General features: G+C 67.9%; 25 protein-coding genes. 12 read left to right on the top strand and 13 right to left on the bottom strand.

The window, feature by feature from the left end; all coding sequences use genetic code 11:
• Window positions 1-195: 195 nt before the first annotated feature.
• Window positions 196-1416, bottom strand: a complete 1221-nt coding sequence (locus AC3A5K_RS15820) for a hypothetical protein (protein ID WP_487618516.1) — start codon at window positions 1414-1416, stop codon at window positions 196-198.
• A 97-nt stretch (window positions 1417-1513) separates the two neighbouring features.
• Window positions 1514-2905 (bottom strand): undecaprenyl-phosphate glucose phosphotransferase, encoded by a 1392-nt coding sequence (locus AC3A5K_RS15815; protein WP_487618515.1) that lies wholly within the window; start codon window positions 2903-2905, stop codon window positions 1514-1516.
• 411 nt (window positions 2906-3316) lie between these two features.
• On the opposite strand from AC3A5K_RS15815, the gene AC3A5K_RS15810 reads away from it, so the two are divergent.
• Entirely contained in the window at window positions 3317-4282 is a 966-nt protein-coding gene (locus AC3A5K_RS15810) for a Crp/Fnr family transcriptional regulator (RefSeq protein WP_487618514.1), read from the top strand.
• Between the two features lie 183 nt (window positions 4283-4465).
• Window positions 4466-4831, top strand: a complete 366-nt coding sequence (locus AC3A5K_RS15805) for a lysozyme inhibitor LprI family protein (RefSeq protein ID WP_487618513.1) — start codon at window positions 4466-4468, stop codon at window positions 4829-4831.
• Between the two features lie 312 nt (window positions 4832-5143).
• On the opposite strand, the gene AC3A5K_RS15800 is transcribed toward AC3A5K_RS15805, so the two are convergent.
• The gene (locus AC3A5K_RS15800; RefSeq protein ID WP_487618512.1) at window positions 5144-5386 is read right to left on the bottom strand and encodes a DUF3297 family protein; all 243 of its coding nucleotides are present in this window, start codon (window positions 5384-5386) and stop codon (window positions 5144-5146) included.
• Window positions 5387-5459: 73 nt separating this feature from the next.
• A complete protein-coding gene (locus tag AC3A5K_RS15795; protein ID WP_487618511.1) occupies window positions 5460-5744 on the bottom strand; it encodes a DUF4031 domain-containing protein in 285 nt (94 codons plus the stop codon).
• 364 nt (window positions 5745-6108) lie between these two features.
• Here AC3A5K_RS15795 and AC3A5K_RS15790 point away from each other — a divergent pair, with 364 nt between their 5' ends.
• Together AC3A5K_RS15790 and betT are read left to right on the top strand one after the other, a co-directional pair.
• Entirely contained in the window at window positions 6109-7173 is a 1065-nt protein-coding gene (locus AC3A5K_RS15790; protein ID WP_487618510.1) for a hypothetical protein, read from the top strand.
• A gap of 127 nt (window positions 7174-7300) precedes the next feature.
• Window positions 7301-9313 (top strand): choline BCCT transporter BetT, encoded by a 2013-nt coding sequence (gene betT, locus AC3A5K_RS15785; protein ID WP_487618509.1) that lies wholly within the window; start codon window positions 7301-7303, stop codon window positions 9311-9313.
• Between the two features lie 515 nt (window positions 9314-9828).
• On the opposite strand, the gene AC3A5K_RS15780 is transcribed toward betT, so the two are convergent.
• From AC3A5K_RS15780 to AC3A5K_RS15760, 5 genes are all read right to left on the bottom strand, one after another.
• Complete coding sequence (locus tag AC3A5K_RS15780) at window positions 9829-10305, bottom strand: hypothetical protein (protein WP_487618508.1); 477 nt, start codon at window positions 10303-10305, stop codon at window positions 9829-9831.
• Window positions 10306-10317: 12 nt separating this feature from the next.
• Window positions 10318-10881, bottom strand: coding sequence for a DUF3016 domain-containing protein (locus AC3A5K_RS15775; RefSeq protein ID WP_487618507.1), 564 nt, complete (start codon window positions 10879-10881; stop codon window positions 10318-10320).
• Window positions 10882-10981: 100 nt separating this feature from the next.
• On the bottom strand, window positions 10982-12328 hold the full coding sequence (locus AC3A5K_RS15770) for a hypothetical protein (RefSeq protein ID WP_487618506.1): 1347 nt from the start codon (window positions 12326-12328) through the stop codon (window positions 10982-10984).
• Window positions 12329-12420: 92 nt separating this feature from the next.
• Window positions 12421-13332 carry an ABC transporter ATP-binding protein gene (locus AC3A5K_RS15765; RefSeq protein WP_487618505.1) on the bottom strand — a complete coding sequence of 304 codons (912 nt, stop codon included), beginning with the start codon at window positions 13330-13332 and terminating at the stop codon, window positions 12421-12423.
• Entirely contained in the window at window positions 13329-13718 is a 390-nt protein-coding gene (locus tag AC3A5K_RS15760) for a GntR family transcriptional regulator (RefSeq protein WP_487618504.1), read from the bottom strand. The genes AC3A5K_RS15765 and AC3A5K_RS15760 overlap by 4 nt, the downstream gene beginning before the upstream one ends.
• 114 nt (window positions 13719-13832) lie before the next feature.
• Here AC3A5K_RS15760 and AC3A5K_RS15755 point away from each other — a divergent pair, with 114 nt between their 5' ends.
• The 3 genes from AC3A5K_RS15755 (at window position 13833) to AC3A5K_RS15745 (ending at window position 16340) form a co-directional block, all read left to right on the top strand.
• The gene (locus AC3A5K_RS15755) at window positions 13833-14495 is read left to right on the top strand and encodes a murein L,D-transpeptidase catalytic domain family protein (protein WP_487618503.1); all 663 of its coding nucleotides are present in this window, start codon (window positions 13833-13835) and stop codon (window positions 14493-14495) included.
• A 129-nt stretch (window positions 14496-14624) separates the two neighbouring features.
• Window positions 14625-15587 carry a L,D-transpeptidase family protein gene (locus AC3A5K_RS15750; RefSeq protein WP_487618635.1) on the top strand — a complete coding sequence of 321 codons (963 nt, stop codon included), beginning with the start codon at window positions 14625-14627 and terminating at the stop codon, window positions 15585-15587.
• Between the two features lie 3 nt (window positions 15588-15590).
• Window positions 15591-16340 (top strand): M23 family metallopeptidase, encoded by a 750-nt coding sequence (locus AC3A5K_RS15745; protein ID WP_487618502.1) that lies wholly within the window; start codon window positions 15591-15593, stop codon window positions 16338-16340.
• 93 nt (window positions 16341-16433) lie between these two features.
• On the opposite strand, the gene AC3A5K_RS15740 is transcribed toward AC3A5K_RS15745, so the two are convergent.
• The gene (locus AC3A5K_RS15740; RefSeq protein ID WP_487618634.1) at window positions 16434-17003 is read right to left on the bottom strand and encodes a fasciclin domain-containing protein; all 570 of its coding nucleotides are present in this window, start codon (window positions 17001-17003) and stop codon (window positions 16434-16436) included.
• A 231-nt stretch (window positions 17004-17234) separates the two neighbouring features.
• Entirely contained in the window at window positions 17235-17873 is a 639-nt protein-coding gene (locus AC3A5K_RS15735; RefSeq protein ID WP_487618501.1) for an arylesterase, read from the bottom strand.
• A gap of 97 nt (window positions 17874-17970) precedes the next feature.
• Between AC3A5K_RS15735 and AC3A5K_RS15730 the strand changes: the two genes are divergently transcribed.
• Together AC3A5K_RS15730 and AC3A5K_RS15725 are read left to right on the top strand one after the other, a co-directional pair.
• The gene (locus tag AC3A5K_RS15730) at window positions 17971-18687 is read left to right on the top strand and encodes an ABC transporter ATP-binding protein (RefSeq protein ID WP_487618500.1); all 717 of its coding nucleotides are present in this window, start codon (window positions 17971-17973) and stop codon (window positions 18685-18687) included.
• A complete protein-coding gene (locus AC3A5K_RS15725) occupies window positions 18684-21212 on the top strand; it encodes an ABC transporter permease (RefSeq protein WP_487618499.1) in 2529 nt (842 codons plus the stop codon). Before AC3A5K_RS15730 ends, AC3A5K_RS15725 begins: the two co-directional genes overlap by 4 nt.
• A 195-nt stretch (window positions 21213-21407) precedes the next feature.
• Here the strand turns inward: AC3A5K_RS15725 and AC3A5K_RS15720 are convergent, their stop codons facing one another.
• The gene (locus AC3A5K_RS15720) at window positions 21408-21668 is read right to left on the bottom strand and encodes a hypothetical protein (protein WP_487618498.1); all 261 of its coding nucleotides are present in this window, start codon (window positions 21666-21668) and stop codon (window positions 21408-21410) included.
• 198 nt (window positions 21669-21866) lie between these two features.
• Between AC3A5K_RS15720 and AC3A5K_RS15715 the strand changes: the two genes are divergently transcribed.
• Genes AC3A5K_RS15715 through AC3A5K_RS15705 form a run of 3 tightly spaced genes read left to right on the top strand, consistent with a single transcriptional unit; the run spans window position 21867 to window position 24330 of the window.
• The gene (locus tag AC3A5K_RS15715) at window positions 21867-22934 is read left to right on the top strand and encodes a class I SAM-dependent methyltransferase (RefSeq protein ID WP_487618497.1); all 1068 of its coding nucleotides are present in this window, start codon (window positions 21867-21869) and stop codon (window positions 22932-22934) included.
• Window positions 22931-23641: a pseudouridine synthase gene (locus AC3A5K_RS15710; protein WP_487618496.1), complete on the top strand. Its 711-nt coding sequence runs from the start codon at window positions 22931-22933 to the stop codon at window positions 23639-23641. The genes AC3A5K_RS15715 and AC3A5K_RS15710 overlap by 4 nt, the downstream gene beginning before the upstream one ends.
• Window positions 23638-24330: an HAD family hydrolase gene (locus AC3A5K_RS15705; RefSeq protein ID WP_487618495.1), complete on the top strand. Its 693-nt coding sequence runs from the start codon at window positions 23638-23640 to the stop codon at window positions 24328-24330. The genes AC3A5K_RS15710 and AC3A5K_RS15705 overlap by 4 nt, the downstream gene beginning before the upstream one ends.
• 86 nt (window positions 24331-24416) lie before the next feature.
• On the opposite strand, the gene AC3A5K_RS15700 is transcribed toward AC3A5K_RS15705, so the two are convergent.
• On the bottom strand, window positions 24417-24815 hold the full coding sequence (locus AC3A5K_RS15700) for a lysozyme inhibitor LprI family protein (RefSeq protein WP_487618494.1): 399 nt from the start codon (window positions 24813-24815) through the stop codon (window positions 24417-24419).
• Between the last annotated feature and the right edge of the window lie 4 nt (window positions 24816-24819).

Below are 24819 nucleotides of genomic sequence, written 5' to 3'. Positions count from 1 at the left end.
CGAGGCCATCGCGCCGGATGCGTCCGATGACGCCCCCGCTGCAGCTGGCGTCTGACGGACGTACGCGGTTCGTGCGCAGGCATATGCGCGCGCTGCCGGCGCACCGCCCACGCCCGATCAGCGAAGTGTCTTCACTGTCCGCGCGTCGAATCGTTCCGATTTCCCCCGGCCTGATCAGGCCGCGCGTCCACGCGCTCAGTAGCGGCGGTCCATCGCTTCGGTCGGCAGGGCGCGGCCGAACCGGATGCGGACCTCCAGGCCCACGACGTACTTGTCGTAGCGCTGCTCGGCATAGTTGGAATTGCGATCGCGCACATGCACGTAGGGATGCAGGCTCAGCCACGGCCGCGGTGCGTACTGGGCGCGGAGGAAGGCCGAGCGCTGGCGGTCGTGGCGCACGGGCTCTCCGGTCTGCCCGTACTGCCCACTGTCCTGGAACGTATACCGGCTCCATTCCAGCCCGGCCTGGACGGTGGTTCTCGACGTCGGCTGCCACCGCAGACTGCTGCGGACGCCGCTTTCGATCATCGAGTCGGGCCCGTAGGCGAACGAGCTGATCTGGCGGAACAGTTCGAGATCGGCCGACGTGACACCGCTGAAGGTCCGCTCCATCGAGATCAGACCGGTGACCGCGGAGGTGTCGTTGCCGGCGTCGAGCCGGTCACGACGGCGGCTGTGGCCCAGCCGCGCGTTCAACTGCGACAGGCCGCTCGCCGCGTAGTTTGCGACCGCCTCGACGGTGACCTGGTCGAAAGGTTCCTCGCCCAGCGTCGTGCCGGTGAAGCGGCCATCGAGATACTGCGCACGCAGTCCGGCGGTGAACAGGCCCCAGCCGCTGTGGCGCAGCTCGGTGCTGACACTGTCCTCTTCCAGTGCGAAGTCGGGCTGGTCCACCAGAGGCGATTCCAGCAACCGGCTGCTGACGGTGTTTTCAAGTCGCCAGTCTGCGCCGACGTCGAGATTCAGCGCCGCCGTGCCGATGCGTTCGTGTTCCAGCGCGAGCTCGGTGCTCTGGCGGTCCGCGAGCGACGCCATGCGTTGTTCGCGGCGCCAGCCCAGCTGCCCGTCCACACGATCGCCGAGGCGCCAGTCCAGACCCGCGCCCCAGCGATAGTGGGTGTGGTCGAGCTGGCCGAACCGCTGGAAATCGTTGCGTCCACCCTGCACACCCACGCGCAGCGTCTGCTGGCCGAAGGTGTGCTGCAGGTCGGCACCGACGTTCGCGCGACGGATCGTGTCCGACAACGCCGGGCTGCCGGTGGCGCGCTCGGCCGCCTCGCGATCCGGAAAGCCGAACACATTGGAATCGTGTTCCACGCTCACGCCCGCAAACGGCGAGAACGCGGACTGGGCGAAAGTGGTGACCGGCATCAGGCATAACGCCGCCAGCCCGGTTCCCACGACAGTGATGTGCATGCAGCAGACCTTTGCTTGAAGCGTGAGCGATGGGGCTGTTGCACCGGCGTCGCGATGCGCGGTGCGGCGGCGGATGCCCGTGTCGCCAGCGGCGGGATCAGTAGATGTTTCGCGAGAACAACGTAAAGGGCGTTTTCATGAGGATCTTCATGTCCAGCCACAGCGACCAGTTGTTGATGTAGGCCAGGTCCTGTTCGACGCGTTGGCGCATCTTCTCGACGGTTTCGGTCTCGCCGCGATGGCCGGTCACCTGTGCCAGTCCGGTGATGCCGGGCTTGATGCGGTGGCGGGCCATGTAGGCCAGGATCTTGTCGCAGTAGTAGTGGTTGTGGGTCACTGCATGCGGCCGCGGCCCGACCAGCGACATCTCGCCGCGCAGCACGTTGAGCAGCTGGGGCAGTTCGTCGATGGAGGTGCGGCGGATGAAACGCCCGACGCGGGTCACGCGATCGTCCTGGCGGGTGGCCTGGCGGACCTCGCCACCGTCGTGCACGTGCATCGAGCGGAACTTGAAGATGTGGATCACCTCGCCGTTCCAGCCATGTCGCGGCTGCCGGAACAGCACCGGCCCCGGCGATGACAGTTTGACGGCGACGGCGGTCGCCGCCAGCAATGGACTCAAGGCCAGCATCGACAGCGCGGCGACGACCTGGTCGATCAGGCCCTTGCTGAAGACGGCAGCCGGGTGGGAGCTGAGCGGTGCCTCGTTGAGATAGATCGCAGGCAGTTGGTCGATCTGTGCGATCGACTGGTTGAGCAACGGCATGCTGCCGAAATCGGGAATCCAGACCACGTCGACGCTCATGTCGAGCAGCCCGAGGTACAGCTGTTCGATCTTCGCCATTTCATCCAGCGTCACCGCGATGTAGACCCGGCGCACCGCATGTTGCTCGGTGATCGCGCGCAGGTCCGGCAGCTGGCCCAAGACCGGAAAGCGGCCATCGCGCGTCGGCGCATCCGGATCGGGCGGCACCATGCCCACCAGCGGGATGCGGTTGGACCGGTGCAGACGCTCCGCGAGGTCGTAGGCGCGCGGACTGCAGCCGATGATGATCGCCGTGCGGTCCCGGTTAAGCCTGCGCGCATGCAGCATGGCGAAGTAGCGCAGCGGCACGAAGGCGACGGCCTGGGCCACGAATCCGAGCAGCGCCCACTCCAGCATGATCCGGTGGGAGAACAGCGTGCTGCTCTGGCTGACGAAGAGGATGAGCGCGAGCCCCGTCAGCAGGGTTGCCCAGCCTGCGGCCAGATGCAGCAGGCCGGGCAGGTAGCTGTAGCGCTTGTGATACACCCGCAGCAGCATGTAGGCCGGCACCGAGCCGAGTACGGTCAGCGCGACCAGCAGGCCGTACTCGGCGGGCACTTCACCGAAGTGTTCGATGGCGAGATAGCAGAGGACGCTGCTCACCAGGGTGATGCCACACAGCCATTGCCCCCAGAACGTCAGACCATGACGATTGGTCGCGGGGTTGGTGCGTGGCCTGATCATCGGAACGCCTCCGTAGGCGGATGGGCTGACGTAGCGAGGTACTGCGGCAGGGCTTCGACCGCACGGACGGTCACCCGTACATGGACTCGATCCCCGTGTGACACGCACGTTTTCCCCTGGCGTGATCGCTGGCACCGATCCGGTGGCAGCGGAGCACGACATCGCGACCTGCATGACGTTCCCGAAGCTGCACGACGGACGCCGGTCCTCGCGGGTGCAAGTGCGATCGCTAGGACGGCGCGCGTGGCGTGTTGCCAAGCTAGGGCGGCCGCTTGACGTTGTCGGTGCGCCGTCGTACACATGACCCTGATCGGAAAGTTCACGATTGGATCCCGCTCTCGGCACAGGTTGCAGAACCTCTGCGAGGACGCGGTCCAGCGGTGCGCCTACGCACCAGGGGATCGGAAGCGCATGACAGACCAGAGAACTGCGGGGCCGGGTCCCGCTGCGGGCAATCGTCTGCTCGGACAGATCGCGGCCCTGGTCGGCGTGTCGGTGCTGGAGCGGATCGAGCGCATCCAGGTCAAGGCGGGCCAGGTCCTGCACGAGCCCGACGACGTCATGCCCAACGTCTACTTTCCGGTCGACTGCCTGGTGTCGCTGCTGCACGTCATGGAGTCGGGCGACTTTTCCGAGGCGGCGCTCGTGGGTAACGACGGCGTCGTGGGCGTGGCGCTGGTGATGGGCGGTGAAAGCATGCCGCTGCGCGCGCAGGTGCATGTCGGCGGTGCGCTGTATCGAGTGCGCAGCGATGTGCTGCGACAGTACCTGGCCGACGTGCCGGCCCTGCAGCAGGTGTTCCTGCGGTATGCGCAGACCCTGCTGACCCAGATGGGACAGGTGGCGGCCTGCAATCGCCATCACACACTGGGCCAGCAGTTCAGCCGGCGCCTGCTGATGAGTCTCGACCGCCTGCCGCGCCTGGAACTGCGGATGACCCAGGAGTCCGTCGCGCAGATGCTGGGCGTGCGCCGCGAGAGCGTGACCCTGGCGGCCAACAAACTGCACAAGGCGGGTCTGATCCGCTACAGCCGTGGACTCATCCAGGTGCTGGACCGCGTGGGCCTGGAGGAACACGCCTGCGAGTGCTACGAGGTCATCGGCCGGGAGTTGCGCCGCCTCAGCCGGCAGCCTGCGGGCAACGGCGTCGTCGGTGCGTTCGCGGGGTCCGGCTCCGACGCCCGTGCGATGGCATTGCAGACGGCGGCAGATCCGGATGCCGGCCTGTCCGCGGATGCCACAGCCGGCGACCGCGACCGCCGCAGCGGAAGCGATCGACGTCATCTGTCCACCGATCGCCGGAGTCAGGGCATCGCGATCTCCTTCCCGGATCGAAGACTCGCCTCCGATCGTCGCCTCCCGAATCAGGACGCCTGACAGGTCGCACGTCGCGCGGCATCCGTCGTCGATCGTTCCATCGCGCCCGACATTCCGCCAACATGCCCGGATGGCGCGCAGGCGCCTTCCACTCACTGCAAGGAACTCCGAGTGCACGTATCCGCACATCACACCGCACGCGGCATTGCCGCCCTGCTCATGACGGCACTCGCGGCGCCCGCCGTGGCGTCAGCCTCCGCGCAGGATGCTGCCGGCGCGTCCACCTCGTCGGTGACGTATGTCGCCTGCCAGGCCGACGCACGCAATGCGATCGAACACGCGGCCTGCATGTCGGACGAGCAAGATGTGCAGCAGCAGCGTATGGACAGGACGCTCGCCGCGTTGAATGCCGCGTTGGACGCGGCAGGTCGCACCGGACTGGCGGCATCGCAGGCGGCGTGGCACGCGTCCACGTCGCAGGATGCCGAGTTCGAGGCGACGCTGTACGGCGCGACCCAGGTCGACAATCTCGAATCGGGTGAGGCGGTTCTGGTGCGACTGCGCACGCGCGCGGACCAGCTGGCGCACTATCTGCGGCTGATCGACTGAAACGCGACTGCGTTGCACACGTGCCGGCGGATGCAGGCACGTGTACGCGATTGCGGCGCGAACGACACGAGACTTCAAGCCTCGGCTGCGGTCCCCGTGATCGGCTATTGGACATCGCGGACCGCGAGTCGCCGGCGTGCGCTGTCGTCGCGCCCGTTGATCCGGCTGGCGGAGGGATCGTGCGTACCGGCCATGTGGATCGACGTGGCGTGCGTGCAGCTACGTCGCCCGGGAGGTCGCCTGCGCGCCCTCGTCAGGCGCGCGATGCAGGACTGACGTCATCCGTGCGCATGCGCACGGATGGCCGGTGACTCAGGCGTCGAGGTGGAAATAGGGCTCGACGGTGCCGCGCAACTTCACGGTCAACGGCTGTCCCCGGCGGTCGAGCGCACGGCCTGCGGCCACGCGGATCCAGCCTTCGCTGATGCAGTATTCCTCCACGTCACGACGCTCGGTGCCGTTGAAACGGACGCCGATGCCACGGTTCATCGCCGTCTCGTCGTAGTGGGGGCTGCGCGGGTCGTTGCAGAGGCGGTCGGGCGGCGTATCGGACATGGCGATGAAGGCTGGAAGCGGATGTGCGCGCAGGATACCGCTGCGCCGCGTCCGCATCACCTCCGTCGACGTCTCACGACGCTTCGCCGCGCCCCTGGCGCCGCGCCTGCGCGATGACCGCGCGGACCAGGGTGCGGTCGCGATGACGGGAGATCGGCATCGCGCCCAGTGCGATCGCACGTTCGCGCATCGCGGCGGTCACGTCGTAATGCGCGCCGCTGGCGCGATCCTGGAATGCACGCCGGGGGATGCCGAGCAGGGCAGCAAAGGCATGCAGCTCATCCAGCGTATCGGCGAGCAGATGCGCCCAGCGCTCACCGCGCCAGGGATGGACCGCATCGTCGACATAGACGGTCATGACCGCGCCTGCACATCGGCATCATCGCCGTTCAGGGATGATAGCCGGCGCATGCGGTGACGCATGCATCGGGCTTTGCGCCCGGCCATCGAATCCGTTGACCCGCTGTGCCTTCGCCTGCAGACGTCTTGTCCGGCGAACGGAGGCGCGTGCGCGTTGCATTTTTATGGGCGCGTGAAAACCCATGTTTTCAAGCCGTTTTCTGCCGTTTCGAATCGTCGCTGGTTTGGGGGTTTGTGCAGAAATCGTTAAGATGGTCGGTCTGCATTGCATTTACGAGTTTATCGAGGAGGGCAGACCCGTCGTGATTTCGCGCGGTTTCAAGTGGTTGTTGTGTGGTGTTTTCGTGACTGCGGCGCCCGCAGTGTCGGCTGAAGAAAGCGCCGACGAGACACCCGGTTTCGAACTCGGCGGCGCGGTCCGCTTCAATTACGGCTGGCTGGATTACGGGCCAAGCAGCGGCTTCGAGCCCGAACTCGCACGCATCGACGCGCGCGGCAACGCCGGTCCGGCCTTCTTCTCCCTGCAGTACCGCTGGTACGACGGCTTCGACGCCGTGCATCACGCCTACTCGGGCTGGAAGCTTGAAGACGGCAGTGATGGCGGCGCCACGTCCGACATCCGCGCCGGCATCCAGCAGGTGCCGTTCGGCCTGCTGCCCACGGCCTCCCACAGCTTCTGGTTCGGCTCCGGCTATTACCTTGGCCTGGAAGACGACTACGACCTGGGCGTGGTGTGGCAGCGCCAGTCCGGCGCGCACCAGTGGCATGCGGGTGTCTTCTTCGGCGACGAATACGGCACCGGCGCGAACTTCGACCGGTACTCGTTCGACGTTGCGACCACCGAAGATCTGCCCTATCGCGAGCGCGAACGCGGCATCGTGCGCTACGAGCACACCGGCGAGGCGAACGCGAACGGCTGGGAAACGACCTGGGGCGCATCGGCGTTCGCCGGGCGCATCGAGAACCGCATCGACGGCGGCAAGCACGACCACACCGGCGGTGCGGTGCACGGGCAATGGGTGCGGGGTCCGCTGACGCTGCAGGCGCAGTGGGCGCGTTACCACTACGACAATCCCGAGCCGCGCATCGCGATGTCGGCTTTCATGTTCCCGTTCGAGATCGCGTCGCAGGCCGACGTGCCGACGTTCAACGTCGCGTACGACATGGAGCGCACCGGCTGGTTCGACAGCATCACCTGCTACAACAACGCCAGCGCGACGCTGCCGGTGGGCGGCGATCCGGGTCTGCGTGATTCCATCCAGAACGTCACCGGCTGCAGCTTCGGCAAGGGCGTGATGCTGACCTACGTCGACTGGATCGCAGGCAAGAACATGTGGTTCGCCGGCGGCCCCGGCATCGGCGTGCGCGATCCGGCCAACGACGGCTGGCATTCGCGGCTCAACGTCAATATCGGCTTCTACTTCTGATCCATGCCCGGGCCCCTGCGGCCCGGGTCTGCGTTGCATCGCCGGCCTGCGGGCGGCGTTCACCTGGGCACGGCGGCATCTGGAGCAGGCTCCCGATCGCCGCCTCGCCCCGAAATGAGGACTCTCCATGAACGATCCCACCGTGCGTCCGGACGTCGATCCGGTCGCACCGCCATCCCGTTGGTACTCGCACATTCTCGGTCCGGTGTTCTATCCCTCGGCGCTGCTCGTGCTCGCGCTCGTGCTGCTGTCGTTCGTCGCGCCGCAGGCCATGGAGACGCTGTTCGGTCATGCCAAGGACTGGGTGGCGGAGGACGCGGGCTGGTTCACCGTGCTGGCCGTCGCCGGCTTCCTGGTCTTCATCGTCGGCATCGCGATCAGCAGCTTCGGCAAGCTGAAACTCGGTCCCGACCACAGCCGTCCCGACTACAGCTACATGACCTGGTTCGCGATGCTGTTCGCGGCCGGCATGGGCATCGGCCTGATGTTCTTCGGCGTGGCCGAGCCGATCATGCATTACGCGGATCCGCCGGTCGGTGACGCCGAAACGGTCAACGCGGCCCGCCAGGCGATGCGCATCACGTTCTTCCACTGGGGCATCCATGCCTGGGCGATCTATGCCGTGGTCGCGCTGTCGCTGGCGTACTTCGCGTACCGCCATGGTCTGCCGCTGCGCATCCGCTCGTCGCTGTATCCGCTGATCGGCAAGCGTATCCACGGCCCGATCGGCCACACCGTCGACACGTTCGCGGTGATCGGCACGATCTTCGGTCTGGCGACCTCGCTGGGTTTCGGCGTGATCCAGATCAACGCCGGCCTGAATTATCTCTTCGGCCTCACTGTAGGCACGACCACGCAGGTCATTCTGATCGCGGTGATCACCTTGATCGCAACCGGATCTGTGTTCAGCGGCTTGGATCGGGGCGTACGCCGGCTGTCAGAACTCAACATGATCCTTGCAGTTGCCTTGTTGGCTTTCGTGCTGGTCATGGGCCCGACGGTGTACCTGCTGCAGGCTTTCGTGCAGAACACCGGGATGTACATCTCGAATGTGTTCTCGATGACATTCAATCTGTATGCCTACGATCAGCGCGCCAGCTGGCTGGGCGGCTGGACGCTGTTCTATTGGGGCTGGTGGATCGCGTGGTCCCCGTTCGTCGGCATGTTCATCGCGCGCATCTCGCGCGGCCGCACGATCCGCGAGTTCGTCGTGGGCGTGCTTCTGGTGCCGCTGGGCTTCACCTTCCTGTGGATGACGATCTACGGAAACAGCGCGCTTTACTCGGTAATGGTGGACGGATCGTCAGCGCTGGTGGAGGCGGTCGCAGCCGACAGTTCGGTCGCGCTGTTCCAGTTCCTCGAAGGCCTTCCGATGTCGAACATCACCTCTGGGGTGGCGACGCTTCTGGTGGTGTTCTTCTTCGTCACATCGGCCGATTCAGGCGCGCTTGTCATCGACATGCTGTCTTCGAAAGGCGAAGAGGAATCGCCGATGTGGCAGCGGATCTTCTGGGCGTTGCTCGTCGGCGTGATCGCGATCGCATTGCTGATCGCCGGTGGGTTGGGCGCGCTGCAGGCCGCCACCATCGCCAGCGCCCTGCCGTTCACCATCGTCATGATCCTGATGTGCTGGGGCATGGTGCGGGCGATGCGCCTGGAAGTGGTCAAGCGCACCAGCATGCGCGACGCACGCATCGCGCCGGTCGGCGTGGGCGGTGGCGGCGACTGGAAGGTCCGCCTGCGCGCACTGGCGCACAACCCGCCGCAGAAGGAAGTGCTCGCGTTCCTGTCGGCGCAGGTGCGACCGGCGCTGGAAGACGTGGCCGCTGAACTGCGCGAGCAGAATCTCGTGGTGCGCGTCGAGGATGGCGAAGACGGCCGTGTGTGGGTCGAGGTCGGTCACGGCGAGGAGATGGACTTCTTCTACTCGGTCCGTCCGATCCCGTACGAGCCGCCGAGCTTCACGTTCGAGGACCCGCGCCGCAAGCGTCGCGATGACGACCGTTTCTACCGTGCCGAAGTGCATCTGCGCGAAGGCGGGCAGGACTACGACGTCATGGGCTGGCGCAAGGACGAGTTGATCCACGACGTGCTCGACCAGTACCAGCGCCACATGCACTTCCTCAGCGTCGTGCGCTGATTGCCGATGGCCTCCGGTGCGATGCATCGGAGGCTGTGGCTGACGTGGTGGGATCACGCGTCGTTTGCCCGATCGAAAAGGCCACGTGTTCGCACGTGGCTTTTTTTTTTGCCCGCTGCGGGCCGGTGTCGCTGCTCTCCCGCCATCCGCCAGATGCATTGTCTGCTTCTGGTCTGTGGTGGGCAGTTCGCTCTGGCTCTGGCTCTGGCTGTGGCTGTGGCTGTGGCTCTCGCTCTCGCTCTCGCTCTGGCTCTGGCTCTGGCTTTGGCTTTCAGATTTTGACGTATCGAGCCGTAAAGCGAGCCGAGCATCGCAGGGCACCGGCGCGGCGCAGCCGTGCCGGATCGCGTCCGGCGAAAGGGCTTTTTGGTTCCTTTTTGGCCGGTCAAAAAGGAACTCGCACGCGTCAGCGTGCGAAAGCCGTGCAATTGATCCATCGCTCTGCTTAGCTTCGGCTCTAAATCCGAACACAGAATTTGAATCGGAATCCGCGAGGTGTTCGCTGTTGAGCGCGATCAGCGTTCTTGCGAAAGACAGGGCTTCCGCGCTGTCGCGCGGCTTACTTTTGTCTTGCCAAAAGTAAGCAAAAACGCCGTCGCCGGACGCGATCCGAGCCGGCTGCGCCGGCTCGGTGCCCTGCGCTTCTCGGTCGACGGGGCACGCAGCCCAAACTCGCTGCGCTCAGACATGGGCTGCTCTTTGGCCCCAACGCCCTGCGAATGCTCGGCTCGCTTTACGGCTCGATAGATCAAAGGCTGAAAGCCGAAGCCGAAGCCGAAGCCGAAGCCGAAGCCGAAGCCGAAGCCGAAGCCGAAGCCGAAGCCGAAGCCGAAGCCAGCGCCGAAGCGACAGTCAGACCGTAGCGCTGGCGACTGTCCGGCGCGCGGCATGCCGGCCGTACGACGCTTGCGTGAGGCGAAAACCGTCGTGGCCTTCCTGTCTCCGCTCCGGGCGCGCACAAAAAAGCCGCGCGACTGCGCGGCTCTGTTCAAATGGATGCAACGTCAGCGTTGCGCGATCGCAGGCCGCAGATCGCGTCGCAGCCAGTCGTCAATCAGCTGCTTCTCGTAACGCAGCGCATCGCTGTTCATCGCAGAGCCTGCGCGGTTGAGGAAGCCCATGTCGCGCAGCTCGCGCGGACCCTCGGCGATCACGGTGCCGCTGGGATCGCGCAGTACGAAGTCGAGATCGATCCGCGGCGGGTAATGATCCTTGATGATCCGCACGTGGTCGAAGCGCGGGCCACGCCACGGCTCGTACATACCCGCGCGGCGGATGTCGCGGATGGTCACGTCGAGCGTGCTGCCGGCCGGCAGTTCGCGTTCCGCACGCTGACGCACGTAACGGGCGATCTGCTCGACCCAGTCACCGCGACGCGCTTCCCAGCGATTGCCGCTGAGCCGGATATCGGAGAACGCTTCGGGATCGGTCCACTGCACTGCGACCGGACTGTCGCCAGTCAGGCTGCGTGGCAATTCCGGGTCGGTGACGTCGTTGCCGGCGAGCGCCGGCATCGCGAGGGCGCTCAGCGCCGCGGCGAGCAACAGGGGCAGGGATCGGCGATGCATTGCAGGTACTCCCGACTGCGGGCGGTGCGCGCAGGATGGATGGCTGGACTTGGATCATGCGCCGGGCGGACTTAACCAGCAATCAAGGTCCCGTGACGGTTCAGTCCAGCAGAAAAGCGTGCGGACGCGCGCGGACGCTGCGCAATGGCGATCGCACGGCGACGAGATAGGCCGCCGTCAGCACGGTCCAGACCAGCGGCCAGGCCAGCGTGTGCGTCGGTAGTGGGTTGCGGAGCAGGGTGAGCATCAGTGTGGCAATGGCCGCAACCAGCATCGGCGACATGATCAGGCCGGTGCGCCAGGAAGCGAGGTGCCTGCCGGCCAGGGCGGATGCGCACAGGAACGCGCTCGCGGCGCCGACGCCGGCCGACAGGCCCACCAGCATGGCGACATCCGACAGCGCGAGCGCCTCCACCCGCGCCAGCAGCAACAGGCCTGCCAGCGCGAACAGCATCAGCTGGGCGAGTCGCATCCCGATACTGCGCACCAGGCGTGCAGCTGCGGTTCCGGGATCGCCCAGCCCCGGCAGCAGGGCCAGTTCGGCCAGCTCGCCGGACACGCGGCGGCGTTGCCGCTCCAGTCGCATGGCCAGGGTCCAGCCGCCGCCGAGCAGTCCGACCGCGCCGCCGATCAGCAGCGCGTCACGCACCAGCGGCGCGTCGCCCCGGAACGGAATCATCAGCACCGCCAGCACGAGCAACACCATCAGGCCCCACTGCCGTAACACCGTGCGCTTCGCGACGTAGCCCATGGGACCTGCCAGCAGCGCGTCGATCGCAGCGCGGGGCGCATGCGGCCCGGCATGATCCGGGCGCGGCATCGCCACCAGCCAACCTTCATGGATGCGAGGCGCATCAGGCGCTGCGGCGACCTTCGGGTCGGTCCAGGCCACCATGCCGCCGGGCGCCTGCAGCATCACCGGGCGGCGCCAAGCCGGGATGTCAGCCGGGTCGGCACTTCTCACTACGCTGCGCCAGCACGTCACCAGCATCAGCAATCCGAAGGCTGCGGCGGCGACCAGAGCGAACGGTCCCATCGGCGGCAGGTAGGGCGCCAGCGCCGGCGCAGCCGCGGGCACCATCAGCAGGCCAATGGCCGCCGGCCAGGGCATCAGTGCGAACAGCAGCCCGCCGAGGACGCCGACCGCGGACGCACCGAATGCGGTGGCCGCCGGAACGCCCAGCGCGAGCAGGGCGAGGCCGGGCAGGAACACGCTCAGGACAGCCGCATACAACAGGGCGCGGCTGACGGCGGCAGCGATGCCGGGCGCCTGCAGGCTGGCGGCCTCCTTCTGCAGCAGCACCAGCCGCGAGAGCCAGCCGGCCCACACGGAAAAATTGGCGATGGCGACGAAGAATCCGAGGCCCTCGGCGCGCGAGCTCTCGGCCGGTACGAAGATGCCGAGAAGACAGGCACTGGCCAAGAGCGTGAGGTAGATCGCGAGCATCCAGCTCCGGTGGCGACGCGTCGTGGAGACGCGCGTCGCTGCAAGCGCTGCGTCGATTCCACCCCAACGTGGCGCGTGCATCGCTGCGGCACTCATGCCGACACCTCGATGAAGAGATCCTCCAGCGGCAGCGCTTCGGCGCGGACGCCGGGCACCTGCAGCAGGTCGGGCCAGGGCGTGTCTTCGCCGCGCAGTACCGTGATCGACAGGCCGCCGTAGGGATGCGGACGACGCGAGACTTCGCCGGGCACGTCTTCGCGCAGTTGCGCGGCAACCGACTCGGGCACGTGCAGGCGCAGGTTGCGTTCCTTGAGGCTGTCGAGCTCGCTGTGCAGCAGCAGCTGACCCTCGTGCAGGAAGGCGACGTGCGAGGCCACGCGTTCGAGGTCGGACACGATGTGGGTGGAGAACAGCACCGTGGTGCCGGACTCGCCGGCGCGTGAGGCGATCTCGCGCAGCAGTTCACGGCGGCCGACGGGATCGAGCGCCGATGCGGGTTCGTCGAGCACCAGCAGTTCCGGACGCGGCGCGAGGGCGCGCAGGATCGCGACGCGTTGTCGTTCACCGGGCGAGAGCTTCGCGAGCAGCCGGTTGCGCGGCAACTGCCAGCGTTCCAGCGTGGCGTCGACGTAGGCGGCATCCCAGCGCGGATAGAACCGGCCGATGAAATCCAGCATCTCGCCGACCTGCAGCCACGCCATCGCCTCGGGCTGCTGCGGCACATAGCCGAGGCGCTGCTTGACCGCATCGGTCAGGCGCAGCGCCGGCACGCCCCAGACGGTCGCGTGCCCGGCGTCGGGTTCGATCAGTCCGAGCATCGCGCGGATCAGCGTGCTCTTGCCGGCGCCGTTGCGACCGATCAGGCCGAGCACGGCGCCGGGTTCGATCGCCAGCGACACGCCGCGCAACACGCTGCGGTGGTCGTACTGCTTGATCAGACCATCTACGGCGAGCGGCGCCGTGGTGTCGAAGGCAGACAGAGAGCGTTCGAGCATCGCGTTCATTGCGGATCCTCCGTGAGTCGGGTCATGAGGCGGTCGAGCAACGCGTCGGCCGGCAGTTCGAGTTCGCGCGCCTGACGTGACAGCGCGTCGAGTGCGGGATCGATCAGCGCCCAGCGCGCGGCGAGATCAGGGGGCGCGGCGAGATCGGCGACGACCATGCCTTTGCCGCGCAGCCGCAGCAGCACGCCTTCGGCTTCGAGCTGGCTGTAGGCCTTGGACACCGTCATCGGATTGATCGCGTGCAGCCCGGCCACATCGCGCACCGAGGGCAGGGCTTCGCCGGGCCGCAGCACACCGCCCGCGACCAGCCGCCGGACCTGACCGGTGATCTGCCGGTACAGCGGCTCGGCGGCATTGGGCTGGATCGAGAGCAGGCTTGCGTCCATGTGTATCAATACAACAATACACTTGGTTTGGTGTCAAGCGCAGAAGGCGTGACGTCGTATGCGCCGACGGGCGAGACCACTGGCGTTGCACTTGCCAGCGCTAAGCTTTGGCACATGCGCACCTTTTTCCACCGGGCCCTGCTGAGTCTGTCGCTGCTGGCGGCGTCATCGATGTCGCACGCCGCCGATGCATCGCTCGACACGCTGGCTGCCGCAGCGCCGGCACTTGATCGCGAGGTGCTGTCGCTCGCCCTGGATGCGCGTGCCTGTGCGGCGCGCGATCACGACGTGGGACGCCGGCTCGCGGTCATCGACTACTCGCGTCCATCGACTGAGGTCCGCATGTGGATCTTCGATGTGCAGACCGGGCGCCTGCTGCATGCCGAGCATGTCGCGCACGGACGCGGCAGCGGTGACAACCTGCCCACGGTGTTCTCCGATGTCGAAGGCAGTTACCAGTCGAGCCTGGGCCTGTTCTCGACGGCCGAGACCTACACCGGACAGAACGGGTATTCGTTGCGCATGGATGGACTGGAGCCCGGCATCAACGGGCGTGCGCGCGAGCGGTTGATCGTTATGCACGGCGCTGATTACGTGGATCCGGAACAGGCGCGTCGGCAGGGACGGCTGGGACGCAGCTGGGGCTGTCCCGCGGTGCGCGATGAAGTGGCGCAGGCGGTGATTGACGATCTCAAGGACGGCCAGCTGCTGTTCGCCTACGCCGCCGATCCGGCGTGGCGACGCGATTCGAAATTGCTGCGCTGCCCGGCACGCTGAACACCGGGCGCGCGACTTCACGCGACAGGCGCGCGCGGGCCGGGAGCATGCGATGCCTCGAGCCCAAGGAACGACGCCATGCCCGCACACTGGATCCGCACCGCCCGCGCGCCTGTCTGCGCATTCGTCATGCTGCTGGTCGCAGCGCCCGCCTTCGCGCAGGACGCACCGGCACGTGACGATGCCCCGCAGACTGCGGAGTCATCGCAGGCGTTGACGGCGGCGTCGGTCAATGCGGCGGAGATGGACGCCGGCGATGCAGCGATGCTGCGCACGCAGGTGCTGCTGGATCGCGTGCATTTCTCGCCCGGCGAGATCGACGCGCGCGGCGGCACCAACACCACGCGCGCGATCGCGGCCTTCCAGCGGCACCGCGGCATTGCGGTCAGCGGTGAACTCGATGCGCCGACGTGGGACGCATTGACCGGAGACGGTGCGCCCGCGTTGCTCGAGCATACGCTGACGGCCGAAGACGTCGCCGGCCCCTTCGTGCCGGTGCCCGACGACATGATGGCGCAGTCGAAGCAGGACGCCCTCGGCTTCGAGAACGTGGTCGAAGCCCTCGGGGAGCGCTTCCATGCATCGCCCGCGCTGCTGCGCCGGCTCAATCCCGGCAGCGACTTCAGGGCGGGCACGCGCATCGTCGTGCCGAACGTCGCCGAGGCCGCGCCGCTGGCCGAGCCCGCGCGCGTGGTGGTGAGCAAGTCGGATTCGGTGGTGCGTCTGGTCGATGCCGGCGGCAAGGTCTACGCGCAGTTTCCGGCGTCGACCGGCACCGAGCGCGATCCGCTACCGATCGGCGAGTGGCGGATCGAAGGCGTCGCGACGGATCCCACCTTCCACTACAACCCGGACCTGTTCTGGGATGCCGATCCCTCGCACGCGAAGGCCGCGCTGCCGGCCGGTCCGAACAACCCGGTCGGCACGGTGTGGATCGACCTGTCGAAGCCGCATTACGGCATCCACGGCACGCCCGAGCCGCAGAACATCGGCAAGACCCAATCGCACGGCTGCATCCGCATGACCAACTGGAGCGCGCGCCGCGTCGCCGACGTGGTCAAGCCGGGCACGGTGGCGATTCTGGAGGAGTAAGCGATGAAGCGACCGGGAACCTGGATCGCATTGATTGCGGTCCTGCTGCTGGCCAATGTCGCGTGGTTCTTCTGGCAGGGCGGTCCGCTGATCGAACGCAGCCCAAGCCTGACCGGCGACGCGGTGGCCGCTGCGTCCGCGCCGGTTGATTCCGGTGCCGCACCCGGCGCTGACGCGATCGCGCCGGCTGCTGCGAATCCCGAGCCGCCCACCGTTGTCGGAAACCCAACGCCCATGCCGGCTGCGATGCAGTCACAGACGCCATCAGCCGCACCGGTGACGGACGCCGCCACGCCCGAGGGCCTGTTGCTGCCGGTGCAGGGCATCGCCATCACCGACATCCACGACACCTTCGGCGATGCCCGCGGCAGCGAGCGTCAGCACGAAGCGCTCGACATCATGGCGCCGGCCGGCACGCCGATCCTGGCCGTCGCCGACGGCACGATCGAGAAGCTGTTCGACAGCGATCGTGGCGGCCTGACGATCTACCAGTTCGAGCCCAGCGGGCAGTTCGCGTACTACTACGCGCATCTGCAGGCCTACGCGCCCGGACTGACCGAAGGCGCTGCAGTGAAGCGTGGTGACGTGCTGGGAACGGTGGGCAGCACCGGCAATGCGGATCCCGCGGCGCCGCATCTGCACTTCGCGATCTTCCGGCTGACGCCCGAACGGCAGTGGTGGACCGGCACGCCGGTCAATCCGTATCCGTTGATGCGCGCGGGGGACGGCACGGCGCCGAAGCCCGCACCCTGATCCCCCGGATTCGACACACAAAAGAGGCGGCCCGCGGGCCGCCTCCTGCCTGTACCGGACCGTCGAACCGGTCCGGGATACCTGCATACGCCGTTACGGCATCAGCACCGTATCGATCACGTGGATCACGCCGTTGCTCTGGCGCACGTCGGCCGTCGTGACGCGGGCCTCGTTGCCCTTGGCATCGGACAGCGTGACGGTCTGGCCGTCCAGCTTCGCGGTCAGCTCGGCGCCTTCCACGGTCTTGAGCTTGGCGGTGCCGCCACCTGCCTGGATCTGCTGCACCAGCGCCGCGGCATCGATGTTGCCGGGCACGACATGGTAGGTCAGCACCTTGGTCAGGTCGGACTTCATCTCCGGCTTCAGCAGACCGTCAACGGTGCCGGCCGGCAGCTTCTCGAACGCGGCGTTGGTCGGCGCGAACACCGTGAACGGACCCGGGCCCTTCAGCGTGTCGACCAGGCCCGCTGCCTGGACGGCGGCCACCAGCGTGGTGTGGTCCTCGGACGTCGCGGCATTGGTGACGATGTCGCGGTCGGGATACATCGGCGCGCCGCCGACCATCGGGGTCGCGCCTTGGGCGGTGGCGTCGGCTTCGGCGGCCATCGCCGGATCGCTCGGGGTCGCAGCGAGCGGCGCGGTGGCGGGGGATTCCGCGGGCATCGGCGTGGCGGCCGCGCTTTCGGCCGGTGCCTCCTTCTGGCAGGCGGTCAGCGCGATCGAGGTGAGCAGCATGACGGTGAGCAGGTTGCGCTTCATGGCGAATCCTTGGTTGTGTCCGGCCGCGATCGCGGCTGGCTCACCGGCACCTACGCGAATGGGTGCACCGCGGATGCATCACGCGGCGCTCACGCCGCAACGACCGCCAGGCGCCAGGCGCTGGCGGGTCGGGCTTCAATCCAGCAGCGGTCGCAACGCCGGCCAGACGTGATCGAGGATCTTCGGCTGGGCTTCGGCCGTCGGGTGCAGGTTGTCGTCCTGGAAGTTCGCGCGGTCATCGGCCACCGGCTCCAGCAGGAACGGCAGCAGCGGCACGTCGAAGGTGTCGGCCAGCAGACGGTAGTTCGCCTCGAAGCCAGCCGCGTAGTCCGTCCCCAGGTTCGGCGGCATGCGCATGCCGACCAGCAACACCCGCGCGCCGACGTGCTGCGAGGCGCCGATCATCCGCGCCAGATTGCGGCGGGCCTCGGCGAGCGGAAGCCCGCGCAGGCCGTCGTTCGCGCCCAGTGCGATGACCACCACCTCCGGGCGCTCGCGCACCACGGCCTGCACGATTCGCGACGCGCCGCCGGCGCTGGTCTCGCCGGAGATGCTGCCGTTGACGACGCGCCAGCCGGGCACGTCGCGTTGCAGCCGCTGCTCGAGCAGGCCCACCCAGCCCTGGGCTGCGGCCATGCCGTAACCGGCCGACAACGAATCGCCCATCACCAGCAAGGTCTTCGCCTCGGTGACCGGCCGGGCCGTCGTGGACGGCGTCTGCGCCTGTGCAACGAATGCACACAGCAGGAGGAGGCAACCGATGGCACATTGCATGGAGGCGCCGAAGGCCCCATACCGGACGCGCTTAATCATCATTTAAACCCTGTCTTCGAAGATGGCTGCCACTCGTGCAGGCGCATAAAGGAACATCATGGCCGATTCAAACCCAGCGCAGGCTGAAACCCGCAACGCCCTCCTCGTCGAGAATCTGGGCAAGCGCGTCGTGCTGCCGTCGGGTGAACTGACCATCCTGCAGGACGTCGGGTTCCGTATCGGGAACGGCGACACGGTGGCGATCGTCGGCGCATCGGGTTCGGGCAAGAGCACGCTGCTGTCGCTGCTGGCCGGTCTGGATACGCCGAGCACAGGCAGCGTGGTGCTCGACGGGGCATCGATCTCGACGCTCGACGAGGACGGCCGCGCGAAGGTGCGCGGCGAGAAGGTCGGCTTCGTGTTCCAGAGCTTCCAGCTGCTGCCGTCGCTGACCGCGCTGGAGAACGTGATGCTGCCGCTGGAACTGCGCGGCGATCGCGAGGTGGAAGGGCCGGCGCGCGAGGTGCTCGCGCGCGTCGGCCTGGGTGAGCGACTCGGCCATTACCCGCGCCAGCTCTCCGGCGGCGAGCAGCAGCGCGTGGCACTGGCGCGCGCGTTCGTGACCCGGCCGTCGCTGCTCTTCGCCGACGAGCCCACCGGCAACCTCGACACCGCGACCGGCCAATCGATCATCGAACTGCTGTTCGCGCTCAATGCCGACGCCGGCACCACCCTGGTGCTGGTCACCCATGACGATCATCTGGCGCAGCGCTGCAAGCGCCGCCTGCGCATCGACAGTGGCCGTCTGGTCGCCGACGAGGCGATGACCGCATGAGGACCGCCGCGCTCGCGTGGCGCCAGCTGCGCCGCGACTTCAAGGCCGGCGACATCCGCATCCTGTTCGCCGCGCTGGTGCTCGCGGTCGTCGCGGTGACGGCTGTGGGCTTCGTCACCGACCGCGCTGAGCGCGCGCTGGCGATCGAGGCGAACCGTCTGCTCGGCGGCGATGCGGTCGTGCGTGGCGACGCGCCGATCGAAGGCGCGATCCGCGATGCGTCCAAGGCCGCGGGTCTCGAAGCCGTCGACACGATCGAACTCGACAGCATGATCCGCGTCGGTGCGGGCGACACCGCGACGCTGCAGCTTGGCGACGTGCGTGCGCTCGGCGATGGATTTCCATTGCGCGGCAGTTTCCGCATCGCTGGCGCCGATGGCGTCGAACGCGATGCCGAGGCCGTGCCCGAGCCCGGCACGGCGTGGATGAGCCGCGCCGGTGCCGACACGCTGGGCGCATCGGTCGGCGACACCGTGTTTCTCGGCGATCGCAGCTTCCGCCTGACCGCGCTGGTGCTACAGGAACCGGATGCGTCGATCGACTATTTCAACGTCGCGCCGAAGGTGTTCCTGCACCTGTCCGACCTGGAAGCCACTGGCCTGATCCAGCCAGGGAGTCGCATCCGTTATCGCCTGGTGATCGCCGGTGACGCGAACGCCGTCGATGGTTTCGCCATGGCCGCGCGCGCGAATCTCGGCCGCGGCCAGCGCGTGGAAACCATCGGCAACGCGCGGCCGGAAGTGCGCTCCTCGCTCGATCGCGCCGGCCGCTTCCTCGGCCTCGCCGCACTGGTGTCGGTGATCCTCGCCGCGGTCGCCGTGGCGATGGCGGCGCGCCAGCATTCGGCGCGGCATCTGACCTCCGTCGCGGTGATGCGCTGCATGGGCGCGCAGCAACGCACGCTGGTCGGCATCCATGTGGGCGAACTGCTGTTGCTCGGCGTAATCGCCTGCACGCTGGGTGTGGTGATTGCCTTCGGTCTGCAGTGGGGCATCGGTCGCTGGCTGGAGTCGCTGCTGGGCCTGTCGATTCCGTCGGCGGGGCTGATGCCGGCATTGCAGGGTTATGGCGTCGGCCTCGTGGTGCTGATGGCCTTCGGTGCGCCGCCGGTGCTCGCACTCCGTCGCGTGCCGGCGTTGCGCGTGCTGCGGCGTGATCTCGGAGGTTTCGAGCCGAGTGCGTGGCTGGTCGGTGGCGCCGGGTTCGTCGGTCTCGCCGCGCTGCTGTGGTGGAAGGCTGGCTCGGCCACGCTGGGTGGGGCGATGCTCGCGGGTATCGCGGCGACGTTCGCCGTGCTCGCGCTGCTGGCCTGGGGCCTGATCCTGCTGGTGCGCGCGCTGCGCACGCGGCTGCGCGGCAGCCTGCGTTACGGCCTGGCCAACGTGAGCCGGCGCGCGGGCACCAGCGTCGCGCAGGTCACAGCGCTCGGCCTCGGCCTGATGGCGCTGCTGCTGCTGACCTTCGTGCGCACCGATCTGCTCGACCGCTGGCAGCTCGCGATCGGCCAGGACGCGCCGAACCGCTTCATCATCAACGTCCAGCCCGACCAGCTCGATCCGGTGCGTGCCTTCATCGCCGATCAGGGCGTCGATGCACCGGTGCTGTTCCCGATGATCCGCGCGCGTCTGGTCGAGCGGAACGGTGAGCCGGTGCGCGGCGAAGACTATGCCGGCCGCAGCGGCGACGAGGCGCAGGACCGCCAGGCGCAACGTCGCGCCGAGCGCGAGTTCAATCTCTCGATGCAGAGTGATCTACGCGACGACAACCGGGTCACTGCCGGCACGTTCTGGGGCGAGTCCGCGCCGGCGACGCCGGAGATCTCGGTCGAGGAGGGCTTCGCCAAGGACCTCGGCTGGCAACTCGGCGACCGTATCGTCTTCGACATCGCCGGCCAGCGCTTCGAAGCGCCGATCACGAGTTTCCGCAGCATCGAGTGGGAGAGCTTCCGGCCGAACTTCTTCGTCGTCGCGTCGCCGGGCGCGCTGGATGCGTATCCCGCCAGCCACATCACCGCGGTCCGCGTGCCGACCGACAAACCCCGCTTCACTGCCGACCTTGTGCAGCAGTTCCCGAACCTGTCGGTGGTCGACATCGATGCGGTGCTGACCCAGGTGCGCAGCACCGCCGACCAGGTCTCGACGGTGGTGCAGGTGGTGTTCTGGTTCTCGCTCGCCGCCGGCGTGCTGGTGCTGCTGGCGGCGGTGAGTGCCAGCCAGGATGAGCGCCTGCTCGAAGGCGGCGTGATGCGCGTGCTCGGTGGCAAGCGTGCACAGCTGCGCTTCGCGCAGGCGTCGGAGTTTGCGGCGATCGGTCTGCTGGCGGGACTGGTCGCGTCGATCGCGGCTTCGGTACTGGCCGGCGTGATTGCAGTGCAGGTATTCGATCTGCCGTGGACGCCGAACTGGGCGCTGGCCGCGGCCGGCGGCGGCATCGGCGTGCTGATGACGCTGCTCGCCGGACTGTGGGCAACGCGCAAGGTGCTGGATGCGCCACCGTCGGTGACGCTGCGCGCGTTGCAGGACTGATCAGAGGCGCGTGCGCGGTATCAGCCGCGTACGCGCCGAACCGGTCACGGCGTTGGAGCCGGCGGTCGCGCCGTCCGCACCGCGATTCCTGCGGTCCTGCTGCAGCGCCAGGCACTCAGCGTCGTCAGCTTTTGTCGTTACATCACGGCCCGCGGCGCACCACGCCGCAGGCCACCCGGGTTCGGATCCAGGCGCTCAGTCGACGCGCTGTTCGTCCGTGGCGTCGAACCGCCGGGCGTAATCGCGTTCGTTGCTGACGCGCATGACCTCCTCTGCGGCGAGATCGGGCGCGCCGTACAGCGCATAGACGACGGTATCGTCCTGCTTGCCGACCGCGTGCAGCTGGTAACGGGCCTGACCGCTGCCGGTTTCCGGTGGGTAATGCCGGGGCGGCTCCATGCCGTCGAGATCGACCTCGTTGTTGTCCACCACGCCGCCGACGAACAATGCACGCATCGGTATCACCTGATTGCTGGGAAGGGCCGCCCGATCCTGCGCAGGTCGATGTTCGCGAATCATCAATATCGCGTTGGAATTTGATTGCAGCCGCCGCCATCGCGGACGGGTCTGCGGCGCAGCAGGACCGCGGAAACGGGCTGCAGAAGCCGGCCGGGTAGAATTCCCGTCCCGATCTTCCACGCGTGCGTACCCGCCTTGTCGCAGTCCGATCCCGCCCTCGACGCCCTGTTCCTGCCGCTCGAACACCGCCAGATCCCCTGGCCCGACGACGGTGCGCTGTTCCTGCGCGCGCGCGCCGGTGTGCCCACCACCGGTGGTCGCTGGCCCGGTCTGGTCTGCGAGCAGAGCTTCAAGCCGCTGCACGACGTCCTGCAGCGTGCCGGCCTGGACGTACTGCCCGGTGAGGGCGAGGCCGAACTGCCGCGCAAGCCACTGGTGCTGGTGCTGCCACCGCGCCAGCGCGACGAGTCGCGCGCCGTGCTGGCGCGCGCGCTGCAGGCGGTGACGCCCGGCGGCTGGGTGTTGGCCAGCGTCTCCAACGACGAGGGCGCGAAGTCCGCGCAGGACGACCTGGCGCGCATCGCCGGCAACATCGGCGCGCTGTCGAAGCACAAGTGCCGCGTGTTCTGGGCGCAGGCCGGCGCCACCGTCGACGCCGCACTGGTCGCCGAATGGGCCGCGCTGGATCGCCCGCGCGATGTACTGGGTGGCCGCTTCCGCAGCCGCCCGGGCGTCTTCGCCTGGGACCGTGTCGATCCCGCGTCCGCGCTGCTGGCCTCGCACCTGCCGACGACTCTGGCCGGGCGCGGCGCCGACCTCGGCGCGGGCTACGGCTTCCTGTCGGCCGAACTGCTGCAGCGCTGTCCCGGCATCACCGCACTCGACGTGTACGAGGCCGAAGGCCGCGCGCTGACGCTGGCCCGCCATAACCTGGGCGCACTCGGCGCCGCGGCCACGCTCGCTTACCACTGGCACGACGTGACGACGGGTGTGCCGCAGGGTTACGACTTCATCGTCAGCAATCCGCCGTTCCATGCGCATGGCCGCGAAGGCCGACCCGACATCGGACGCGCCTTCATCGGCGCCGCTGCGGTCGCGTTGAAGCCGGGCGGCGCGTTGTGGCTGGTCGCCAACCGTCATCTGCCGTACGAGGACGTCCTGGATTCGCGTTTCAGCGAGGTCAACGAGGTTGCGACCAGCGGCGCGTTCAAGGTAATCCATGCGGTCCGCGCCCGTGCGACCCCGTCGAGGCACCGCGCATGAAGCTGGTGAAGCTGCTGGCGAATCTCGGCTACGGCAGCCGCAAGCAGGTGGGCTGGATGTTCCGCGAGGGCCGGGTCACCGATGACACCGGCGACGTGCTGTACGCCGACGACCGCATCGAGCATGACCGGATCCGCGTCGACGGCGAGCCGCTTGATCCGCCGCAGGGCCTGACCCTGCTGCTGCACAAGCCGTCCGGCTATACCTGCTCGACGAAGGACACCGGCCGCCTGGTCTACGACCTGCTGCCACCGCGCTTCCGGTTGCGTTCGCCCGTGCTGTCGACAGTGGGCCGGCTGGACCGCGACACCAGCGGTCTGCTGCTGTTCACCGATGACGGCCAGCTGCTGCACCGGATCATCTCGCCGAAGAGCGAGCGGGCGAAGGTCTACGAGGCCACGCTGGCGGAACCGCTGCGCGGCAACGAGGGCGTGCTGTTCGCCAGCGGCGCGATGCTGCTGGATTCGGAAACCACGCCGCTGAAGCCGGCAGTGCTCGAGGTGCTGTCACCGACGCAGGCGCGGCTGACGATCACCGAAGGCCGCTACCACCAGGTGCGGCGCATGTTTGCCGCGGTCGGCAACCACGTCGTCGCGCTGCATCGCAGCCGCGTCGGCGGGCTCGCGCTCGACGGATTGCCTGAAGGCGAATGGCGCGCGCTCGACGCGGGCGACATCGACACGCTGATGGGTGATGCGCGCCCGTGAATCGGGCGCTGGTGCTGCCGTTCCGTCCGGACGCGGTGATTTTCGACATGGACGGGCTGCTGCTCGACAGCGAACGCGCGATCCTGGACTGCATGCGCGAGGCCGCTGCCGCGCAAGGGGCGGACATCGAGCACGACTGGTGGCTGGGCATGACCGGTCGCGGAGACGCGGTCTGCCGCGACCTGCTGGTGGATCGCATCGGCGCCGCGGCCACCGACCGCTTGCTGGCGCGCGGACACACGCGGTATGTCGCCATGGCCGAGGCGGGCCTGCCGCATCGGCCGGGTGTCGTCGCGCTGCTCGATCTGCTGTCGAGGCACGACATGCCGCGCGCCGTTGCCACCTCCACGCAGTCGCCGCTGGCGCAACGCAAGCTGGCCGCGGCCGGCCTGCTGCACCGCTTCGCACATGTGTGCACCAGCAGCGATGTCGCGCACCCCAAGCCGGCGCCTGACGTTTATCTGCTGGCGGCCGAGCGTCTGGGCGTCGCGCCATCACGCTGTCTGGTGCTGGAGGATTCGCCGACCGGCGTGCGCGCCGCGCTCGCCGCGGGCATGACGGCGGTGCAGGTGCCCGATCTGCTGACACCGGACGACGCCGCGCGCGCGCTGGGGCATCGCATCGTCGGCTCGCTCGACGATGTGCAGGGGCTGCTGGCGCCTTGGTTGTCGAAGTCCGCGCTTGCCTGACGGACGCGCCTGCCGCGGGCCGCGACACGCTGTCCCGCGCGCCTGGATCGCCGACCTGGCGCGTCAGCCGCACTGCCGAGCGGTCGTCAGGACCTGAGCCGGGCAAGCTCGTCGGCGCGTTCGGTCGTCATCGCACGCCTGCAGTCGACCGACATGACCGTCGCCAGCGTGCCGCCTTCGGGATCCGCGCGGAACGCGCAGTTGGCATCCCGGTACTGCACCCACAACCGTTGCGCGGCGCGCAGGCGTGTCTGCTGCCCGTTCGATACGGAGGCAAGCGTCTGTCGATACTCGCTGTTGAGACGCGCGTCCTGCAGAACGATTTCCGCGTCGATGCAGTTGAGCATGTCGACGGTCACGCCTTCGGCCGCGTCCATGCAACGGGTGAAGGCAGCGGACCCGTCTTCGGCAGACGCGGGCGAGGCGTGCGCAACAGCAAGAGCCATCAGCACGGCGGGGAACAGGGTCCGCAACGGATTCGACATGGCA

Source organism: Luteimonas sp. Soil_C_5 (assembly GCF_057656615.1).
The sequence above is the reverse complement of the archived record's forward strand: the minus strand, read 5'-3'. Positions and strand labels throughout refer to the sequence as shown.

Excerpts from the sequence above, each read along its gene's own strand:
- AC3A5K_RS15820 (WP_487618516.1), bottom strand. The coding sequence starts at position 1,416 with ATGCACATCACTGTCGTGGGAACCGGGCTGGCGGCGTTATGCCTGATG.
- AC3A5K_RS15815 (WP_487618515.1), bottom strand. The coding sequence starts at position 2,905 with ATGATCAGGCCACGCACCAACCCCGCGACCAATCGTCATGGTCTGACG.
- AC3A5K_RS15810 (WP_487618514.1), top strand. The coding sequence starts at position 3,317 with ATGACAGACCAGAGAACTGCGGGGCCGGGTCCCGCTGCGGGCAATCGT.
- AC3A5K_RS15800 (WP_487618512.1), bottom strand. The coding sequence starts at position 5,386 with ATGTCCGATACGCCGCCCGACCGCCTCTGCAACGACCCGCGCAGCCCC.
- AC3A5K_RS15795 (WP_487618511.1), bottom strand. The coding sequence starts at position 5,744 with ATGACCGTCTATGTCGACGATGCGGTCCATCCCTGGCGCGGTGAGCGC.
- betT (WP_487618509.1), top strand. The coding sequence starts at position 7,301 with ATGAACGATCCCACCGTGCGTCCGGACGTCGATCCGGTCGCACCGCCA.
- AC3A5K_RS15775 (WP_487618507.1), bottom strand. The coding sequence starts at position 10,881 with ATGCATCGCCGATCCCTGCCCCTGTTGCTCGCCGCGGCGCTGAGCGCC.
- AC3A5K_RS15770 (WP_487618506.1), bottom strand. The coding sequence starts at position 12,328 with ATGCTCGCGATCTACCTCACGCTCTTGGCCAGTGCCTGTCTTCTCGGC.
- AC3A5K_RS15765 (WP_487618505.1), bottom strand. The coding sequence starts at position 13,332 with ATGAACGCGATGCTCGAACGCTCTCTGTCTGCCTTCGACACCACGGCG.
- AC3A5K_RS15760 (WP_487618504.1), bottom strand. The coding sequence starts at position 13,718 with ATGGACGCAAGCCTGCTCTCGATCCAGCCCAATGCCGCCGAGCCGCTG.
- AC3A5K_RS15755 (WP_487618503.1), top strand. The coding sequence starts at position 13,833 with ATGCGCACCTTTTTCCACCGGGCCCTGCTGAGTCTGTCGCTGCTGGCG.
- AC3A5K_RS15750 (WP_487618635.1), top strand. The coding sequence starts at position 14,625 with ATGCTGCTGGTCGCAGCGCCCGCCTTCGCGCAGGACGCACCGGCACGT.
- AC3A5K_RS15745 (WP_487618502.1), top strand. The coding sequence starts at position 15,591 with ATGAAGCGACCGGGAACCTGGATCGCATTGATTGCGGTCCTGCTGCTG.
- AC3A5K_RS15740 (WP_487618634.1), bottom strand. The coding sequence starts at position 17,003 with ATGCCCGCGGAATCCCCCGCCACCGCGCCGCTCGCTGCGACCCCGAGC.
- AC3A5K_RS15735 (WP_487618501.1), bottom strand. The coding sequence starts at position 17,873 with ATGCAATGTGCCATCGGTTGCCTCCTCCTGCTGTGTGCATTCGTTGCA.
- AC3A5K_RS15730 (WP_487618500.1), top strand. The coding sequence starts at position 17,971 with ATGGCCGATTCAAACCCAGCGCAGGCTGAAACCCGCAACGCCCTCCTC.
- AC3A5K_RS15725 (WP_487618499.1), top strand. The coding sequence starts at position 18,684 with ATGAGGACCGCCGCGCTCGCGTGGCGCCAGCTGCGCCGCGACTTCAAG.
- AC3A5K_RS15720 (WP_487618498.1), bottom strand. The coding sequence starts at position 21,668 with ATGCGTGCATTGTTCGTCGGCGGCGTGGTGGACAACAACGAGGTCGAT.
- AC3A5K_RS15710 (WP_487618496.1), top strand. The coding sequence starts at position 22,931 with ATGAAGCTGGTGAAGCTGCTGGCGAATCTCGGCTACGGCAGCCGCAAG.
- AC3A5K_RS15700 (WP_487618494.1), bottom strand. The coding sequence starts at position 24,815 with ATGTCGAATCCGTTGCGGACCCTGTTCCCCGCCGTGCTGATGGCTCTT.